Origin of the sequence: Corallococcus sp. bb12-1, assembly GCF_026626765.1 — a bacterium.
GTDB classification, from domain to species: domain Bacteria; phylum Myxococcota; class Myxococcia; order Myxococcales; family Myxococcaceae; genus Corallococcus; species Corallococcus terminator.
Genome location: NZ_JAPNJZ010000010.1, coordinates 259,338 through 278,607 on the forward strand (window position 1 = coordinate 259,338; position 19,270 = coordinate 278,607).

The 19,270-nt window shown below is 67.5% G+C and carries 13 protein-coding genes; 7 read left to right on the forward strand and 6 right to left on the reverse strand.

All coding sequences use genetic code 11. The features are described from left to right. Window positions 1-71: 71 nt before the first annotated feature. Window positions 72-1,265: a M48 family metalloprotease gene (locus OV208_RS14960; RefSeq protein WP_267574502.1), complete on the forward strand. Its 1,194-nt coding sequence runs from the start codon at window positions 72-74 to the stop codon at window positions 1,263-1,265. 208 nt (window positions 1,266-1,473) lie between these two features. Here the strand turns inward: OV208_RS14960 and OV208_RS14965 are convergent, their stop codons facing one another. Next, on the reverse strand, window positions 1,474-1,995 hold the full coding sequence (locus tag OV208_RS14965; protein WP_267574503.1) for a tetratricopeptide repeat protein: 522 nt from the start codon (window positions 1,993-1,995) through the stop codon (window positions 1,474-1,476). 8 nt (window positions 1,996-2,003) lie between these two features. Next, a complete protein-coding gene (locus tag OV208_RS14970; protein WP_267574504.1) occupies window positions 2,004-3,560 on the reverse strand; it encodes a hypothetical protein in 1,557 nt (518 codons plus the stop codon). Window positions 3,561-3,773: 213 nt separating this feature from the next. Here OV208_RS14970 and ruvX point away from each other — a divergent pair, with 213 nt between their 5' ends. Continuing rightward, on the forward strand, window positions 3,774-4,232 hold the full coding sequence (gene ruvX / locus OV208_RS14975; protein WP_120545646.1) for a Holliday junction resolvase RuvX: 459 nt from the start codon (window positions 3,774-3,776) through the stop codon (window positions 4,230-4,232). Between the two features lie 27 nt (window positions 4,233-4,259). Here ruvX and OV208_RS14980 read toward each other — a convergent pair whose 3' ends face one another. Then, window positions 4,260-5,846, reverse strand: a complete 1,587-nt coding sequence (locus OV208_RS14980; protein ID WP_267574505.1) for an ArnT family glycosyltransferase — start codon at window positions 5,844-5,846, stop codon at window positions 4,260-4,262. Window positions 5,847-6,421: 575 nt separating this feature from the next. Between OV208_RS14980 and OV208_RS14985 the strand changes: the two genes are divergently transcribed. From OV208_RS14985 to OV208_RS15000, 4 genes are all read left to right on the forward strand, one after another. Further along, entirely contained in the window at window positions 6,422-8,485 is a 2,064-nt protein-coding gene (locus tag OV208_RS14985) for a PrkA family serine protein kinase (RefSeq protein ID WP_267574506.1), read from the forward strand. 32 nt (window positions 8,486-8,517) lie between these two features. Then, window positions 8,518-9,627 (forward strand): DUF444 family protein, encoded by a 1,110-nt coding sequence (locus OV208_RS14990; protein WP_120540197.1) that lies wholly within the window; start codon window positions 8,518-8,520, stop codon window positions 9,625-9,627. A gap of 50 nt (window positions 9,628-9,677) precedes the next feature. Continuing rightward, on the forward strand, window positions 9,678-11,171 hold the full coding sequence (locus tag OV208_RS14995; RefSeq protein ID WP_267574507.1) for a SpoVR family protein: 1,494 nt from the start codon (window positions 9,678-9,680) through the stop codon (window positions 11,169-11,171). 97 nt (window positions 11,172-11,268) lie between these two features. Then, window positions 11,269-12,459 (forward strand): peptidoglycan DD-metalloendopeptidase family protein, encoded by a 1,191-nt coding sequence (locus OV208_RS15000; RefSeq protein WP_267574508.1) that lies wholly within the window; start codon window positions 11,269-11,271, stop codon window positions 12,457-12,459. A 71-nt stretch (window positions 12,460-12,530) separates the two neighbouring features. Here the strand turns inward: OV208_RS15000 and OV208_RS15005 are convergent, their stop codons facing one another. Further along, complete coding sequence (locus OV208_RS15005) at window positions 12,531-13,115, reverse strand: DUF2378 family protein (protein ID WP_267574509.1); 585 nt, start codon at window positions 13,113-13,115, stop codon at window positions 12,531-12,533. A gap of 268 nt (window positions 13,116-13,383) precedes the next feature. On the opposite strand from OV208_RS15005, the gene OV208_RS15010 reads away from it, so the two are divergent. Further along, window positions 13,384-15,891, forward strand: a complete 2,508-nt coding sequence (locus tag OV208_RS15010; protein ID WP_267574510.1) for a glycogen/starch/alpha-glucan phosphorylase — start codon at window positions 13,384-13,386, stop codon at window positions 15,889-15,891. Window positions 15,892-15,951: 60 nt separating this feature from the next. Here OV208_RS15010 and OV208_RS15015 read toward each other — a convergent pair whose 3' ends face one another. Further along, window positions 15,952-17,904, reverse strand: a complete 1,953-nt coding sequence (locus OV208_RS15015) for a M3 family metallopeptidase (RefSeq protein WP_267574511.1) — start codon at window positions 17,902-17,904, stop codon at window positions 15,952-15,954. A gap of 183 nt (window positions 17,905-18,087) precedes the next feature. Beyond that, on the reverse strand, window positions 18,088-19,119 hold the full coding sequence (locus OV208_RS15020) for a pyridoxamine 5'-phosphate oxidase family protein (RefSeq protein ID WP_267574512.1): 1,032 nt from the start codon (window positions 19,117-19,119) through the stop codon (window positions 18,088-18,090). Window positions 19,120-19,270: the final 151 nt, after the last annotated feature.

Below are 19,270 nucleotides of genomic sequence, written 5' to 3' on the forward strand. Positions count from 1 at the left end.
CGGGCCCCGGCCTGACGGGGGCCCGCTGGGCACGAGGCCCCCCGGGGGCGTAGCCTCGCGGTCCACCGCCCATGGAACCGCTCTTCACCCCCGAACAGCTCGCTGAAATCCACGCCTACCACCAGCCCCACTACATCCGCGCGGCGGTGGATCCGCTGGTGCACGTGGCGCTGGTGGTGCTGCTGCTGGCCGTGCTCGTGCGCCCCGTGTACCGGGGGGCCACGGCGGCGGCGGCGGCCCTGGAGCGCAGGTTCGGGTTTCTTCGCACGGCGCCGGTGAGCCGCGCCTTCTTCACGGCCATGGACCGGCTGTGGGGCGAGTCCGGATGGGGCGCCGCCATCTTCTTCGCCCTCTTCATCGACCTGGCCACCCAGGTGCTCTACGCCCCCGCGAACGTCTGGTTCTACTACGTGCTGGAACACCAGTACGGCATGTCCAACCTCACGCCGCTGAGCTTCGCGTGGATCTGGTTCAAGGCCATCGTCGTGGCCGCGCTCGCGCTGACCGCGCTCGTTGTCGGCATGTATGGCCTGGCCCGCCGCGTGCGCCGCTGGTGGCTGGTGCTGGGCGTGCCGGTGGCGCTGCTGATGCTGGTGGCGGCGGCGTTGGATCCGTACCGCGCCCGCCTCTACTTCGACCAGGCGCCCCTTGAAGAAGGTCCGCTGCGCTCGCGCATCACCGAACTGATGCGCAAGGCGGACATCCCCTTCTCCGATGTGTTGGTGGAGAAGACGTCCGTGACGTCCAAGCGCGTGCAGGCGTACTTCGCCGGCCAGGGCCCCACGCGCACCATCGTCCTCAACGACGTCATCGTGAAGGAACTCTCCGAGGACGAAGTGCTCGCCGCCGTGGCGCACGAGGCGGGACACGTCAACGAGGCCCGCTGGCCCGGCCGCATCGCCTCGTCGCTCGCACTGGTGGCCCTGCTCTTCCTCATCGACCAGGTGCAGCGTCTCTCCGTCCGCCGGGGCTGGTGGGGTGTCCAACGGACGGGCGACATCCGCACCCTGCCCCTGGTGTCGTTCCTCGTCTTCCTCTTGTTCAACCTCGCGGCCCCCATCTCCGGGGCCCTCTCCCGCGAACGCGAACGCGAGGCGGACCGCTACGGCCTGCGACTCACCGGAGACCGCGAGGCCTTCCGCCGCATGCTGGTGAAGGCCGCGCGGGTGAACAAGATGGACCCCGACCCTCCCCGCTGGCTCGTCTTCCGGGGCATGAGCCATCCCCCCATGGGGGAACGGATCGCCGCGCTCGACGTGCCCTGACCCGCAGGTGCTGCATCAAGAAGCTGCCGGTGGATGGGCCCCCCACTCCACTACATCCCCCTCGCCAACCAGGCCCACCCTCCAGCAGCCGCCCCCGGACCGCTCCCCAACTGTCCGGTGGCAAATTCCGTCTTGAAGAACTCCCCTCGCCTCACCCCCTATCGGGCGAGGCCCCCTGCCCCTGACAACGGCTCGCCCGAAGGCTCGCCTACGTCTGCGCGTCCGCCTTCAGCTTCTCCACCGCCACCATCGTGATGGCCTTCACCAGGGCCCGCGCGCGGCGCCCCGCGGAGGTCTCCCCGTGCGGATCCACCTCCACCGCGTTGGCGATGTCCGTGAAGCCCTGCCGCTCCCCCCGGCGCAGGTGCAGCTCACCCCGGCCCGTCAGCGCCACGGGGTTGCGCGGATCACTGGACAGCGCGTGCGTGTACTCGGTGAGCGCGTCCTCCACCCGTCCGAGCTTCTGGTACACCGTGCCCAGCGCCGCGTGCGCCGCCGAGTCCTTCGGGTTCCCCTCCACGAGCCCCTCGAACAGGATGCGCGCCTCCTCCAACCGTCCCGCCGCCGCCAGGTCGCAGCCCACCTGCGCGATGGCCTTCGCCTCCTCGAAGGTCATCCCCTCCACCTCCGCCCAGGTCGTCTCTCCGCGCGCGAACGCCTTCAGCCTGCGCGCCGTTCCGGTCTCCATCCGCTGCCCCTCGCCGCCTTCGTGTTTGATGACGCGTCCCATGGCGGCTCTCACGCGCTGCGCAGGTTGGAGATGGCCGTCTTCGCCATCTCGTTGAACTTCGAAGACATGTTGCTCATCAGGTCGAACATGGCCTTGCGCTTCTCCATCAGCGTCTGAAGGCGCAGCTCCAGCTCCTTCATGCCGGTGTCCAGCTTCGCGCCGCGCGCCTTGTCCGCATCGCTGGTACCGAGCGTCGCGCGCTCCTCACGCGCGCTGGCCATCTCGTTCATCACGTCCAGCAGCTCCGCGTCGGTGTCCTCGGTGATGCCCATGAGCAGCGCCTGCACCTTCTGCTCGATGCTCATGTTCGGGTTGTCCACGATGTCCCGCGCCTTCGAGCCCCCCGTGCTCGGACGGGTCGAGGACGCGCCCGGCACCTCTGGCAGCTTCGCCACCGCGGCCAGCTCCGCGCTCAGGTCCTGCCGGTTGGCGACGCCGTCCTTGCTCCCGCTCCCCGCCGCCATCTCCAGGCGGTTGAAGTACTCCGGGTTGTCCTTGAAGAACTGCGCGGCGCGCTTGAGCGTGGGGGACGCCGCCGGACTGCCGAGCAGCGCCTCCAGGTTCGCCATCGAAAGCTTGCCGTCCTTCGCCCCCACCGCCGTGTCGAAGGTGTCCCAGTTCTGGTCCAACACGCGGAGCGCGTCGCGATAGCCGGCGAGGTTCGGATCCAACGAACCCGGGTTGCTTCCGCTCCCACTTCCGGGCCGGCCCGCCCCGCCCCCTCCTTCCGCGCCGTGCCCCGACGAGCCGCCCGTGCCGCCACTGCCCGGACGCCCCGCGCCGCCCGTGCCGCTTCCCGGACGTCCCGTGCCGCTGCCCGGGCCCGGCCCGGAGCCACCTCCCGTGGTGGGCGGCGCGCAGTCCGACGGCTTGGGCTCGCAGTCCGACGGCGTGGGCGACGGGCGGCCCGGACGCTCCGGACGCCCGTACTTCGCGAAGTCCGCGGCCAGCCGCTTCGACTCCTGCTGGAGGCTCATCAGGTCGATGCGGTCGTCGTTGAAGTTCGGCACCGGCAGCAGGAGCACCTTGTTCTTCGACGTGTCCACCTGCTCGAAGAAGCCCCGGTTCTCGACCATGAACTTCGCCGCGTCCCGCAGCGACGGCGACACGTTCGCGTCCTGGGCGATGCGCTGGAGGTCCCCGTGCGACAGCGTGCCGTCCTTGCGGCCGTCCATCAGGTCCAGGTAGCCGAAGTTCGCCTCCAGCGTGCGCAGCGAGTCCGCGTAGTCCAGCAGCTTCGGATCCAGGGGACTTCGGGCACCGGAAGCGCCAGACCCGGCCTGCGCGGAGCCCGTGTTCGCGGAGGGCGCGTAGCCCGCTCCCGCCTTCGCCGCGTCCTGGGGCGCGCAGTACTCCGTCTTCGCCGGGGGGTTCTTCTTCAATTCGTCCGCGACGCCCAGCGCGCCACTGGCCGCCATCATCACGTTGCCGGTCATCACCCCGGCGGCCGTCTTGATGGAGTTGGTGAGGACCGGGGGCAGACCCAGGGCATTTCCCGCCAGGTCGACCACGGCGGTCATGGGACCGCCCAGCAGGTTCGCCACGCCTTTGAGGATGTCGAGCATCGAAACTCCCGCGCGACGGGTTGAAGTAGGTGCTGCCGGTGGACCGCGCGCCGTCTCTTCGGACGGGACCCGGTCATTGCAGCGGCGATGCCGGCCCCGGCACGGGCCGACGCAAGCCATATCCAGGGGTTGGACGCGCAGGAGGCCCGCGTGCGTCCCCAGCCACGGACGGGTCGGTCCGCCACGGGGGATTGCGGTTAGAGTCCGCCGCGCATGCGCACCTTCGGGCTCGACTACGGCACCAAGACCATCGGGGTGGCCGTCTCCGACGGGTTGGGACTCACCGCCCAGACCGTCACCACCGTGCGACGCGCGTCAATCAAGGCGGACCTCGCGGAGCTGTCCCGGCTCGTGAAGGAGTACGAGGTCACCCGCATCGTCCTGGGGCTGCCGCTCAACATGAACGGGTCGGAAGGTCCGCGCGCCGAGGCCTCACGCAGGTTCGCGGACGTGCTCGGGCAGTCGCTCGGACTGCCCGTGGAGCTGTGGGACGAGCGGCTGTCCACCGTCGCGGCCCAGCGCACCCTGCTGGAGGCGGACGTCAGCCGTGCGAAGCGGCGCGAGGTCATCGACCAGCTCGCCGCGCAGTTCATCCTGCAGGGCTGGCTGGACGCGCACCGCGCCCCCGTCGAAGAGGGCTACGACCCGGAGGATTACGACCCGGAGGCGTGAAGGGAGCCCCCGCGGCCTGTCAGCGCTCTACGGCTGACGGCGGTACACGTGCAGCGGCGCCTGGAAGCCGTCCTGCTCCACGTACGGCACGCCGTCGAGCGTCAGCGTCCGCCCGTCCAGCTTCACGCCCGGGTCCTTCAGCAGGTTGCCCTGGTCGAAGCGCACCAGCACGTCCGGCTTCGCGTCCTGGAGGCGCTGGCGGAAGGTGTCCCAGCGCACGCGCGCCATGCGCAGCTCCGGCAGGTTGGAGAAGAAGGCCACCTGCAGGTCCATGTAGCGCGGGTCGTCGTCGATGGCCGCCGCGCCGCCCTGGGCCGCCACCTGCTCCTTGAGGTAGCGCGCCACCTGCATCACCGCCACCGGGTTGGTGGACGTGGGGCTCACCGGGCGCAGCGAGTCATGCAGCCCGCCCTCCACGCGGAACGTGTAGATGCCCAGCGCCACCGGCATCACCACCGCCAGCACCGCGCTCACGCCCACCACCGCGCGGCGCGCGAAGGCGCTCCGGCCCGCCACCACCGCCGCGAAGCCCGGCGCCAGGAACACGGGCAGCAACACCAGCTGCGTCACCGTGAAGCGCGCCAGCGGCACGAAGCTCAGCATCACCGCCGCGCGGAAGGTGAAGTACAGCGCGGGCAACACCGCCGCCGCCACCAGCCAGCGCGTCTCCGGGTGCTGCTTCCACGCCTTCACCATGCCCACCGCGCCCAGCAGCGCCACGCCGGGCGTCAGCGTGAACAGCGCCACCCCCGGCCAGAACCCCAACTGCTGCAGCCGCCACCCCAGCGAGCCGCCGGCCCCACCGGAGTCCACCACCCACTGCCGGTGGAAGTCCTCCACCGCCTTGAGGGGGAAGAACGGATCGCCGTGCGCCAGCTCGTTGCCCTGCATCCACAACAGCGGGAACGGCAGGCACACCAGCCCGAAGCCCACCGCGCGCGTGAGTGACGCCACCCGGTCCGCGCTGCTGAACACCAGCGCCACCGTGAGCAGCGGGATGTACATCCACGCGTCGTAGCGCAGCGCGCACGCGAAGTTGAGCAGCACCCCGCCCCAGAACAGCGGCTGGAAGCGGTTCTCCTCCACCCCTTCGGCCACCAGCGCGAACACCCCCAGCATGAAGCACAGCGACACCGCCTCGCTGCCCGCGGTGGTGGAGAACTGCAGGTGCATGCCCCACGCGCTGAAGGCCAGCCCCGCCGCCACGCCCGCGCGCCAGCCGAACAACCGCCGCGTCAGCGCGAACAGCGGCACCACCGACAGCACGCCGAACACCAGGCTCACCAGCCGGCCCGCCACGTCCCGGTCGAACACCGACAGCAACGGGCCCACCAGGTACAGGTGCAGGGGGCCGAACTGGTACGTCCCGTCCTTGTAGGAGGTGATGACGTGCGGAGAGGCCCACCACCGCTCCGCCAGCTCCGTGCGCACCACCGCGTCGCCGAAGAGGTTCTCGTTGATGAAGAACACGCCCAGCCGGGGCAGGAGCGCCGCCAGGAGTAGCAGCCCCACCAACCACCGCATCGACGGCTCGGGCTGTGGCGCGGGCACCGCGGACAGGCCGGGCACTGCGGAGGGGGAGGCAACGGCGGCGGGACTCGAGGCGGGGACCATGGCGCGCGCGAGGATACGCAGGCAGGGCTCAAAGCCAAGCCGGCGACCCACCCACCTGCCCGATGCCCGCCCGCCTGCCGTCTCCTCCCCGCCGCGACGCCACTTCCCCGGGCAGCGCGGGATTCGCGCCGTTACGCACCCTTCCGAGCGGGACGGAATGCAGCACGGGCCATCACGCCGACATGTGGAGCGGACGGAGACGCTGCCCCACAGTGGGGGTTCCCTCGGACAGGGTGTCCTCCAGCAAGGGCCCAATCGTCGGGAAGTACGCGGTTGGGCGCGGTGGGACCCGACATCTCGCACCGGGGGGGCTCCTCCCAGCGCGGGCCAGGGTCCTTATAATCGAAGTGCCTTTTCACCCCGTGAAGGAGAGCGCTTTCTCTCCGACACGAGCTGACGCGCGGTCCCACTCCGCGGCGGGGTCCCGAAGGGGCGAGAGCTTCGCGATTGTCGTCGCCTGGGACCTCATCGGGGTGGGTGTGGAATGGCCTTCCAGCCCTCCAGGTTCACCATGCTGGCTTCTCCGAAAAGGACGCGACCGTTCGCGCTCCACCGGGTGGCTTCGAGGGAGAGACATGAAGGACGCTGAGAAGGGCTCGTGGGTCTCCAGAATCGCCGCGTTCCAGGATGTGAAGACCTACGCGGAACTCAATTGGGACGGCTCCTTCGAGGACTACCTCGAAATCGTCCGCAAGAACCCCAAGGTCACCCGCACCGCCTTCCAGAGGATCTACGACATGATCCTCAGTCACGGAAAGTCGGAGTACATCGACAACAAGAAGAAGCTGACGCGCTACCACTTCTTCAGTGACGAGCGCTTCGGCGGCCGTGACGCCATCTTCGGCCTGGACGTGCCGCTGATGAAGCTGGTGAACGTCTTCAAGTCCGCCGCCCAGGGCTACGGCACGGAGAAGCGCGTCATCCTCCTGCATGGGCCCGTGGGGTCGTCCAAGTCCACCATCGCCCGCCTGCTCAAGAAGGGCATGGAGGAGTACTCCAAGGTCCCGGAGGGCGCCGCCTACACCTTCTCCTGGCTCACCGACAAGAAGCAGCCCGACGGCACGGTGACCAAGGAGAAGATGAAGTGCCCCATGAACGAGGAGCCGCTCAACCTCATCCCCAAGGAGTGGCGCCCGAACATCTTCGCGGAGCTGTCCCCGCCGGAGTCTGGCTACACCATTCCGAACGGCTGCGAGCTGTGCCCCGCGTGCCGCTTCGTCTTCAAGGAGCTCATGACCGAATACAAGGGCGACTTCGCCCAGGTCATGAATCACATCCACGTCAACCGGCTCATCTTCAGCGAGAAGGACCGCGTCGGCATCGGCACGTTCCAGCCCAAGGATGAGAAGAACCAGGACTCGACCGAGCTCACCGGTGACATCAACTACCGGAAGATCGCCGAGTACGGCTCCGACTCCGATCCGCGTGCCTTCAACTTCGACGGCGAGTTCAACATCGCCAACCGCGGCATCATTGAATTCGTCGAAGTGCTCAAGCTGGACGTCGCGTTCCTCTACGACCTGCTCGGCGCGTCGCAAGAGCACAAGATCAAGCCGAAGAAGTTCCCGCAGACGGACATCGACGAAGTCATCATCGGCCACACCAACGAGCCTGAGTACAAGAAGCTCGAAAGCAACGAGTTCATGGAGGCGCTGCGTGACCGTACGGTGAAGATTGACATCCCGTACATCACCAAGCTCACGGAGGAGGTGAAGATCTACGAGAAGGACTTCAACTCCCGCGCCATCAAGGGCAAGCACATCGCGCCGCACACGCTGGAGATGGCCGCCATGTGGGCCGTGCTCACGCGCCTGGAGGAGCCCAAGAAGCACAACCTGTCGCTCCTGCAGAAGCTCAAGCTCTACAACGGGAAGACGCTGCCCAACTTCACCGAGGACAACATCAAGGAGCTGCGCAAGGAGAGCGTGCGCGAGGGCCTGGAGGGCATCAGCGCCCGCTACATCCAGGACAAAATCTCCAACGCCCTGGTGAGCGACAAGGGCGAGGGCTGCATCAACCCCTTCATGGTGCTCAACGAGCTGGAAGCCGGCTTGAAGACGCACTCCCTCATCAACAACGAGGACGCGCGCAAGCGGATGAAGGAGCTGCTCACCACGGTGAAGCAGGAGTACGAGGACATCGTCAAGAACGAGGTCCAGCGCGCCATCAGCGCCGACGAGGACGCCATCGGCAAGCTGTGCGGCAACTACATCGACAACATCAAGGCCTTCACCCAGAAGGAGAAGGTCCGCAACAAGTACACCGGCATCTACGAGGTCCCGGACGAGCGCCTCATGCGCTCCATCGAAGAGAAGATCGACATCCCGGAGAGCCGCAAGGACGACTTCCGCGGGGAGATCATGAACTACATCGGTGCGCTCGCCGTGGAGGGCAAGACCTTCAACTACCGGACCAATGAACGGCTGCACAAGGCGCTGGAGCTGAAGCTCTTCGAAGACCAGAAGGACAGCATCAAGCTCAAGAACCTCGTGTCCTCCGTCGTGGACAAGGAGACCCAGGAGAAGATCGATCTGGTGAAGGACCGGATGATGAAGAACTACGGGTACTGCGAGATCTGCTCCACGGACGTCCTCAACTTCGTGGCCAGCATCTTCGCCCGTGGTGACGCGAAGGAGTAGCTCCGGACACCACACAGGGGAGACGTGCCGCCGTGACCTTGAAGATCCACCAGGACCACTCCCGCTTCAAACAGATCGTCCGCGGGAAGATCAAAGCCAACCTGCGCAAGTACGTGCAGAAGGGCGAGATGCTGGGCAAGAAGGGCAAGGATGCCATCAGCATCCCCATCCCCTTCATCGACATCCCGCGCTTCAAGTACGGCCACAAGGAACAGGGCGGCGTCGGACAGGGAGACGGCGAGGTGGGTCAGCAGCTCGGCCCCGGGGCGGTGGAGCCCGGGGACGGGCACCAGGCCGGTCAGGGCGAGGGAGACCATGCCCTGGAGGTGGACGTCACCCTGGAGGAGCTGGCGCAAATCCTGGGAGAGGAGCTCCAGTTGCCGCGCATCGAGCGGCGGCAGAGCGAGCGCATCGTCACGCAGAAGGTGAAGTACACGGGCGTCAACACCACCGGCCCGGAGTCGCTGCGGCACTTCAAGCGCACCTTCAAGCAGGCCCTGAAGCGGCAGATCGCCACCGGCACCTACAACCCGAAGATGCCGGTCATCATCCCCACGCGCGAGGACCGGCGCTACCGCAGCTACAAGTTGCAGGAGCTGCCGGACACCAACGCGGTCATCATCTACATGATGGACGTGTCGGGTTCGATGGGGGACGAGCAGAAGGAGATCGTCCGCATCGAGAGCTTCTGGCTCGATACGTGGCTCAAGCACCAGTACAAGGGCCTGGAGTCGCGCTACATCATCCACGACGCAGTCGCCCGCGAAGTGGACCGCGATACGTTCTTCCACACCCGTGAATCCGGCGGGACGATGATCTCCAGCGCGTACAAGCTGTGCCGGGAGATCATCCAGGCGGACTACCCGAAGAGCGCGTGGAACATCTACCCGTTCCACTTCAGCGACGGTGACAACTGGAGCGCGGACGACACGCGCCAGTGCATCGAGATGCTGCGCAACGACATCCTCCCGCAGGTGAACCAGTTCGCCTACGGCCAGGTCGAGTCCCCCTACGGCAGCGGGCAGTTCATCAAGGACCTGCGCGAAGCGGTGGGTGACACGAACAATGTCTCGTTGAGCGAGATCGCGGACAAGGACGCCATCTACGCGTCCATCAAGGACTTCCTCGGCAAGGGCCGCTGAAGCGGTCGTTCATTCCCAATCGGAGCAACCTTCAGCGGAGCACCCGTCCGATGCCCAAGAGCCTGACACCCCGCCTCGCGTCGCTGCGGGACGAAATCCACGGCTATGCCAAGGAATTCGGCCTGGATTTCTTCGAAACCGTCTTCGAGATGGTCAGCTACGACGAGATGAACATGGTCGCCGCCTACGGCGGCTTCCCCACCCGCTATCCCCACTGGCGCTGGGGCATGGAGTACGAGCAGTTGGCGAAGGGGTACGAGTACGGGCTCTCCAAAATCTACGAACTCGTCATCAACAACGACCCTTGCTACGCCTACTTGATGGAGAGCAACCCGGAGGTGGACCAGAAGCTGGTCATGTCTCACGTCTACGGGCACTGCGACTTCTTCAAGAACAACTTCTCCTTCCGGCACACCAACCGCCGGATGATTGACGACATGGCCAACCACGCCACCCGCGTCCGGCGCTGGGTGGACAAGATTGGCGTGGAGAAGGTGGAGGACTTCATCGACCGGACGCTGTCGCTGGAGAACCTCATTGACCAGCACGCGCCGCACATCCGCCGCAATCCCGACCCGCAGCGCGCGGAAGAAGAGCTCAAGTCCAACGAGCGCGTGGAGGGCTTCAAGGTCAACCGCGAGTACATGCGCGGCTACATCAACCCTTCGGAGTTCCTGGACTCGCAGCGCAAGCACTCCGAGGACGAGAAGGCGCAGCGCAAGCGCTTCCCGGAGCGCCCGCAGCGGGACGTGCTCTACTTCCTGCTGGAGCACGCGCCGCTGGAGCCGTGGGAGGTGGACATCCTCTCCATCCTGCGCGACGAGGCGTACTACTTCGCGCCGCAGGGCCAGACGAAGATCATGAACGAAGGATGGGCCAGCTACTGGCACTCCACCATCATGACCCGCAGGGCGCTGCGCGATGAGGAGATCATCGACTACGCGGACCACCACTCCGGCACCATGGGCGTGCGCCCCGGCGCCATCAACCCGTACAAGCTGGGCATCGAGCTGTGGCGGGACATTGAAGACCGGTGGAACAAGGGCAAGTTCGGCAAGGAGTGGGACGAGTGCGACGACCTGCGCGCCCGCCAGTCCTGGGACAAGAAGCTGGGCGCGGGCCGTGAGAAGATTTTCGAGGTCCGCAAGCACTACAACGACATCACCTTCATCGACACGTTCCTCACCGCCGAGTTCGCCATCCAGCAGAAGCTGTTCGTGTATGGCTTCAACGAGAAGCGCAACTCGTGGGAAATCCTCGACCGCGAGTTCCGCAAGGTGAAGAACAAGCTGCTCACGTCGCTCACCAACTTCGGGCAGCCCATCATCGAAGTCGTGGACGGCAACTACGAGAACCGCTCGGAGCTGCTGCTCGCGCACAAGCACGACGGGCAGGACCTGAAGGGCGACTACGCGCGGGAGACGCTGCGCAACCTCCAGAGCCTCTGGCGCCGGCCGGTGAACATCGTCACCCGCTACGACGGCAAGGGCGCCCTCTTGCGCTTCGACGGGCAGCACCATTCGGAGAAGAAGGTGGAATTGTAGGTTTCCGAGCCACAGGCACCAGCAGGCAGGCGGACAGGCGGGTGAAGCCGGAAGTTGGGCGGAGGTGCAACAGTCCTCTACACTCCTGTCCGCCCTCATGAAGACCGCCTCCCTCCTGTGCCTCGCCGCCCTCGGGGTGGCTTCGACGTCGGAAGCCGCCACCCAGTTCGAAATCAAGAACCGCCGCATCGAGCCGCGTCAGACGCTGGCGGGTGCGCTGCATGAAGCGGCGCTGCCCGACGCGCAGGTGGAAGCGGTCATCGCGGCGCTGGAAGGCGTGTTCGACTTCCGCCGCTCCCGCGTGGGCGACCAGTTCCGGCTGGTGATGCGCAACGGCGAGCTGGACTTCTTCGACTACCGCCAGAGCACCGTGGACGAGTGGCAGGTGCGCCGCGACGGGGAGAAGTACGTCGGCAGCAAACGCTCCATCGAGGTGGAGAAGCAGGTGTCGCTCGTCTCCCTGGAGATCAGCACGTCCCTGTATGACGCGACGCTGGCGGCCGGCGAGGACCCGTCCATCGGCCTGGTGCTGTCGGACGTGTTCGCGTGGGACATCGACTTCTACCGGGACGTGCGCAAGGGCGACAAGGCGAAGGCCCTGGTGGAGAAGTTCGTCTCCAAGGGCCGCGTGCTGCGCTACGGCGAGGTGCTGGCCGCGACGTACGAAGGCGGCCTCGTGGGCAACAAGCGCGTGTTCCGCTACGTGCTGCCCAACGGCGAGGCGAACTTCTTCCAGGAGGACGGCGCCAGCGCCAAGAAGACCTTCCTCAAGAGCCCGCTGAAGTACGCGCACGTCACCAGCAGCTTCGGGTCGCGCTTCCACCCGGTGCTCCAGTACCTGAAGAACCACAACGGCGTGGACTACGGCACGCCCATTGGCACCCCGGTGTGGGCCGTCGCGGACGGCACCGTGGTGTCGGCGGGCAACGCGGGCGCCGCGGGCAACATGGTGGTGCTGCGCCACTCCAACGGCATGGAGACGCAGTACATGCACCTGTCGCGCTTCGGGGACGGCGTTCGCTCCGGCACGCGCGTGCGGCAGAAGCAGGTGATTGCCTATTCGGGCAACACCGGCCGCTCCACCGGGCCGCACCTGCACTTCGGCCTCAAGCGCAGCGGCACCTACGCCAACCCGCTCACCCAGAAGTTCCCCCGCGCGGATCCGCTCCCCAAGGAGCTGACGGGTGACTTCCTCGCCAAGGCGCACGACATGGCCCAGCAGTTGGACGCGGTCTCCGTGGCCGCCGTCGCGGGCAAGGCGGCGCCTCCGGCGGGCGGCGCGAAGTAGCCTCCGCGCGAAAGCCTCGTGTCACCCCGGGCCCCTCTTCCTTCACCGGAAGGGCGGGCCCGACGTGTTTCTTACGACCACTCGATGAGGTACTCGGATTCGCCCAGGCAGAGCTCGGTGCCGCGCACCTGCCCCTGGCGCTGGAGGGCGGTGAGGGCTCCACCGAGGATGCCCTCGTGCACCTGTACGGGCAGCAGGTCGTCCCGGAAGAGCAACCGCACGCGCTTGTCGCCCAGGGCCTGGTACTCGCGCTGCCCGTAGCTCACGGCGGTGGCGTAGGAGATGGGCGCGTTGCTGTAGATGCGCTTGGGGTCGCTGCCCAGGGTGAGGCGCAGGAGCGTCTGCCCCACCGTGGACTCGAGGAAGGTTCCGCAGATGGCGCCGCCACACGCGCGCAGGGCCGCGTCGTGCGTGCCGAACTCTGGCTGGAGCGCCTCCGCCGCGAAGGACAGGAGGCGCAGGAAGTCCACCGCCGGGTACGAGAAGAAGTCCACCGGGTTGCGCTGCATCAGCGGAGCAAGCAGGCGCTCCGCGGTGTCGCGCCCCAGATGCGTGCGCGTCAGGTGCAGCACCGCCGCGAAGCTCAGCCCCCGCACCGTGTCCCCTGGACGGGTCAGGGCGATGCGCTGCTCCAGGTCAATCAGGGGGGAAGCCATTCACTCCCGTTTTACCCCAACTTCCCGCGCTGAGAGGCCCTTCGCGAGCGTGGCTCGCACGTCTGCCCCTGCCTGGGTTCAGCCCGCATCACGGCGGGTCCCCGGGCACCTTCCCTCCCCGGTGGGGGGAGCGGCCGACCCGGGGGATGGCTGCGGCTTTCCTGTCCCTGGGCGGGCCCGACGCGATACCCTCGCGACCGAATGCGCCATCGTCCCAACGATGGCGTCAGAAGTACCCACCCTTCGCGACCTCCGAGACGACCGACTCATGGCTCCTCCCGCCTCCGCGCGCCCCGCCCCGCCCCCGCCCTCCACCTCGGGTACGCCCGAAGACAGCGGCCGCACCGGACTCGACGCGGCCAGCGTCCGTCGCGGCTTCTTCGAACACGTGCGTTATTCGCGCGGCAAGAACCCGGAGACGGCCACCCCGCACGACCGCTTCATGGCCCTGTCCCTGGCCGTGCGCGACCGCCTCACCGACCGTTGGGTGAAGACGGCGCGCACCTACTACGAGCAGGACGTCAAACGCGCCTACTACCTGTCCGCCGAATACCTGCTGGGCCGCGCGCTGGGCAACAACCTGCTCAACCTCAACATGTACGAGGCCGCCGCCGCCGCCATGCAGGAGGTCGGCGTGGACCTGACGCAGTTGTTGGAGATGGAGCCGGACGCGGGCCTGGGCAACGGCGGCCTGGGACGGCTGGCGGCGTGCTTCCTGGATTCGCTGGCGACGCTCGGCTACCCGGGCATGGGCTACGGCATCCGCTACGAGTTCGGCATCTTCTCCCAGGACCTGGTGGAGGGACACCAGGTGGAGCGCGCGGACGAGTGGCTGAAGTTCGGCAACCCGTGGGAGATCGTCCGGCCGGAGAAGGCCGTGCCGGTGCGCTTCTTCGGGCGCGTGGAGCACCACCAGGGCCCGGATGGCCGGCCGGTGGCGCGCTGGGTGGGCGGGAAGACCGTCATCGGCGTGCCGTACGACACGCCGATCGCGGGCTACGGCAACAACACCGTCAACACGCTGCGGCTGTGGCAGGCGCGCGCGAGCGCCGAGTTCGACCTGCTGCTGTTCAACGCGGGTGACTACGAGCGGTCGGTGGTGGAGAAGAACGACTCGGAGGTCATCTCCAAGGTCCTCTACCCCAACGACGCGTTCCAGGCTGGCAAGGAGCTGCGCCTGAAGCAGCAGTACTTCTTCGTGGCGTGCTCCATCGCGGACATCGTCCGGCGCTACCTGAAGAACCACAGCGACTTCCGCGACTTCTCCCGCAAGGTCGCCATCCAGCTCAACGACACGCACCCGGCCATCGGCGTGGCGGAGCTGATGCGCGTGCTGGTGGATGAGAAGCAGCTGCTCTGGGACGAGGCGTGGTCCATCACCCAGGAGACGTTCGGCTACACCAACCACACGCTTCTCGCGGAGGCGATGGAGCGCTGGCCGGTGTCGCTGTTCGAGCGCCTGCTGCCCCGCCACCTGGAGATCATCTTCGAGATCAACCAGCGCTTCATGCGTCAGGTGCAGATCCGCTACCCGTTCGACGTGGAGAAGCAGCAGCGGATGAGCCTGGTGGAGGAGGGTACGGAGAAGAAGATCCGCATGGCCCACCTGGCCGTCGTGGGCAGCCACAGCATCAACGGCGTGGCCGCGCTGCACACGGACCTGCTTCGCCGCGACGTGCTGCCGGACTTCGCGACCATGTATCCGGAGCGCTTCAACAACAAGACGAACGGCGTGACGCCGCGCCGCTGGCTGGCGTGGTGCAACCCGCGCCTGTCCAAGCTCATCACCAGCCGCATCGGTGAGGGGTGGGCCACGGACCTGGACCAGCTGACGAAGCTGGAGGCGCACGCGGAGGACCCGGAGTTCCGCAAGGCGTTCCGCGAGGTGAAGCGCGCGAACAAGGTGGACCTGGCCAACCACGTGCGCGACCTGCGTTGGGTGCAGCTCAACCCGGACGCCATCTTCGACGTGCAGATCAAGCGCCTGCACGAGTACAAGCGGCAGCTCCTGGACGCCATCCACATCGTGGCGCTGTGGATGAAGGCGCGCCGCGAGCCGTCCAGCGTCGTGCACCCGCGAGCGTTCCTCTTCGGCGCGAAGGCGGCCCCGGGCTACCACCTGGCGAAGCTGACCATCCGGCTCATCAACGGCATCGCGGAGGTCGTCAACAGCGACGCGGGCACCACGGGGTTGCAGGTGGTGTTCGTGCCCAACTACCGGGTGAGCCTCGCGGAGCGCATCATCCCGGCGGCGGACGTGTCCGAGCAGATTTCCACGGCGGGCTGGGAAGCCTCCGGCACGGGCAACATGAAGCTGATGCTGAATGGCGCGCTGACACTGGGCACGCTGGACGGCGCCAACGTGGAGATCCGCGAGGCGGTGGGCGACGAGAACTTCTTCCTCTTCGGCCTCACCGCGGACGAGGTCATCGCGCGCAAGAAGGCCGGCTACCGGCCGCGCGAGGTGTACGAGTCCAACACGGAGCTGCGCGAGGCGTTGGACCTCATCCGCTCCGGCTTCTTCTCCCCCGAGGACCGCAACCTCTTCCAGCCGCTGGTGGACAGCCTGCTGGACGAGGACCGCTACCTCGTGCTGGCGGACTTCGCCGCGTACAGCTCCAAGCAGGAAGAGGTCGTGCGCGCGTACCAGGACCAGGAAGGCTGGACGAAGAAGTGCATCGTCAACGTGGCCCGCGCCGGCATCTTCTCCTCCGACCGCACCATCAAGCAGTACGCGGAGGAGATCTGGAACGTGAAGCAGACGCGGGTGGAGTGACGCCCTGAAGCACCGGGCGCGGGCGGCCTCCCTCGGCCGCCCGCCCCGTGCAATCCGCCGCTACGCGGCCTTGTTGAGCCAGGCCTCGTAGGCGCGGAAGTCGTAGTCGCGTCCCAGGAAGTGGTTCACCAGGTGCGCGGCGTCATCGGAGCCGCCCGGCTCCAGCACCGCGCGCCGGTACGCCTGCGCGGGCGCGGGGTTGAGCAGGCCCTGCTCCTGGAACACCGTGAAGAGGTCCTTCGCGATGACGAGCGACCACATGTACGTGTAGTAGTTGGACGAGTACCCATCCAGGTGCCCGAAGGTGAGGTGGAAGTACGTGCCCTCCAGGTATGGGAAGGGGATGTACTGGCTCTGGAGTTCGCGCACGAGCGCGGTGGCGTCCAGGCCCTTCGGGTCGCGCCGGTAGAGTTCCAGGCTGAGCGCCGCGTAGAACATCTGCTGGCGCACGAAGAGGCCCTTGCCGAACTCATCCGCGCGGAGCATGCGCTCTATCAGCTCCGCGGGCAGCGCTTCGCCCGTCTGGTAGTGCTTCGAGAAGGTCTGCAGGCACGTCACGTCGCGCGCCCACTCCTCCAGCATCTGCGACGGCGCCTCCACGAAGTCCCATTCGGTGCGCACGCCGGACAGGCCCGCCCAGCGCGTGTGGCCTCCGAAGATGTGGTGCAGCAGGTGGCCGAACTCGTGGAAGAAGGTCTCCACGTCGCCGTGCTGCATCAGCGCGGGCTCCGCGCCGGGCTTGGGGAAGTTGCAGATGAGCGCGCCTTCCGGCAGGCGGTGTCCGGTCTTGCCGCTGGTCAGCGTGAACTGGGCCGCGTGCTTGTACTTGTCCGCGCGCGGATGCATGTCCAGGAAGAAACGGCCCTTGAGCGTGGCGCCTTCGTAGACATCAAACACTTCCACGTCCGGGTGCCACACCGGCACGTCCTTCACCGGGCGGTAGGTGACGCCGAAGAGGCGCGCGGTGAGGTCCAGGACGCCCTGCTTCACGCGCGTGTATTCGAAGTAGGGGCGCACCGTCTGCGAGTCGAAGGCGTACTGCTCCGCCTTCACGCGGTCATCCAGGTAGCCGGAGTCCCAGGGCTCCACCTGCGTGGCCTTCGGGTCGTCCTTCTTCTTGCGCTCCAGCAACACCTGGTAGTCGCTCTTCATGCGGCTTTCCGAGGCGGTGGAGATCTTCTGGATGAAGTCCCGCGCGGCGTCCGCGGTGCGCACCATCTTGTCCTCGGTGGCGTAAGCGGCCCAGTGCGGATAGCCCAGCAGCGTGGCCAGCTCATGGCGGCGGGCGACGAGCCGGCCCAGCACGTCCACGTTGGCGGGATGGCCGCGCTGGCGGTTGGCGCGCCAGAGCTGCTCGCGGGCCTTGCCGTCGCGCGCGTAGGTGAGGAAGGGCACGAGGTCCGGGTAGTCGGTGGAGATGCGCACCTGGCCGTCCGGGCCCGGGGCGTGCGCGCGCGCGTAGTCCTCCGGCAGGCCGTCCAGCGCGGACGGGGGCAGCGACACCGTGCGGGTGTCCTGGCTGATGTTGCGACTGAACTCCTGGCCGATGCGGATGAGCTCTTCCTGGAGCGCCTTCACCTTCTCGCGGGTGGCTTCGTCGCGGTCCACGCCAGCGCGGCGGAAGTCGCGCAGCACCTTCTCCATCCACTTGTGCGTGGAGGCGTCCTCGCCGGACAGGTCCACGGCGGAGAGGACGTCGTAGACGCCCCGGTCCATGCGGATCTCATTGGCGAGGTTCTCGATGGACTGCTCGGCGGCCTCCGCCGCTTCCCGCAGGGCCGCTTCCGGATGGGTGTGGCGCACGACGCTGGCGCGCGCGGAGGCGTCGTCGAGCGCGGCGGAGGATTCGTCGTAAAGCTCCAGCACCTCGCGAGGAGGCGTCTTCGCGGGCAGGGACTTGAGACGCGCGATGCCGGCGCGGGCGCGGGCCAGGGCGTCCTCGCTCGCGCGGCGGAATTCCTCCGGCGGGCAGGTGACATGGCGGGCGGCGTCGGGGACCAGGGGCTCGGACACGGGAAGGGCTCCTCTCAAGCCGTGGGTGGCGGAGACGGGCCCAAAGCTAATGCGCCCCGCACCCACGGGCAGCATCCGTGTGAGGTAGGAGGGTCCTTTGCCGGATGGTGGACCCCTGAGAGCACCCCGGTCCTTCGAGGACCGGACAGCCGGGCGGCCTGGGAACCGGGCGCCCCACCCCGCTCAATAGAGCGTCTTCTTGTAGCCCTGGTTCAAAGCCCAGCTCATCAGCCGCTTCGAGGACAGCACCCGCACGGCCGCCGCGAGGGCGCCGCGCTCCTTGCTCCGCTTGACGTGGTCGACGAACACCTCGCCCATCCTGGGCAGTTGGGCCGCGGGCACATGCTGGGAGGCGCTCCACAACCCGGACGCCAGGATGGCCTGGCTGGTCCCGAGGCGGGCCTCGTGGGCTTCGAGCAACAGGGCGATCTTCGGCACCTTGTCCGCGACCGCCATCGACGCGAGCAGCTCCGGCCTGGCGGACAGGGAAGCCTCCCCGGAGAGCTCCAGCACGCCGTCCTCGCCGGGAATCAGGGCCAGCAAGGCGACCCGTGGCTGTTCAAGCACGTTGTGGAACGTGTCCGTGCGGCGGTTGCCCGGCCTGTCGGCCACTGCCACGCGCGTCCCCTCAAGCCGCAGGAAACCCGCGGGGTCGCCCCGAGGACTCACGTCCGCGTGCCCTTCCCCATCCCACGAAGCCACCACGACGAACGGCGTGCGGGAGAGCCAGTCCCGCAGGGTGGGGTCGCGCAAGGGGCCCTCGGTCACCTCCCCCATGGGCTTCGGCGCGATGGCCACCGGCGGCTTCCAGAACCCCGAGCGCAGGAAGGCCTTCGCGCAGTGCGCGAACGCCTCCTCCACGGAGAAATGAACGGTGTTGCCTTCGAGCGTCGCGCGCCCGTTCAGGCGCAATGTCTCCCCCAACCCGGGGATGAAGAACAGGAGCCCGCACCCCACGGTGAGGTTGAGCGAGAGGGGCTCGGGCAGGTCGATTCGCAGCCGCGTGGCGTCCACGACCCGGGCGAAGCCCTTGGGGCCCCCCACCGTCGTCATCCGCGCCCGCCCCTCCTCGTCGATGAAGCCGAGGACGGCGAACGAGGAGAGCGAGAGAAGCCGGACGCAGTGATCATCCAGGGCGTCCAGCGACTTCAGCGTCCCCATCACCCGCGCGCCGACAAGTTGCTCCAGGGCTTCGACCGACTGGACCTGTGACATGGCCAGAGCATACCATATTGATTTTGATTCGCAAATTCAACAATTCCCCAAGAGGGGCCGCCCCGCCAGGAAGAGCGCTGTGTTGGGTGCATTGAAACGGCGGAGGCCGCCCCGGCGTGGTGCCGTGAGCGGCCTCCTGGGACTTCGGGCG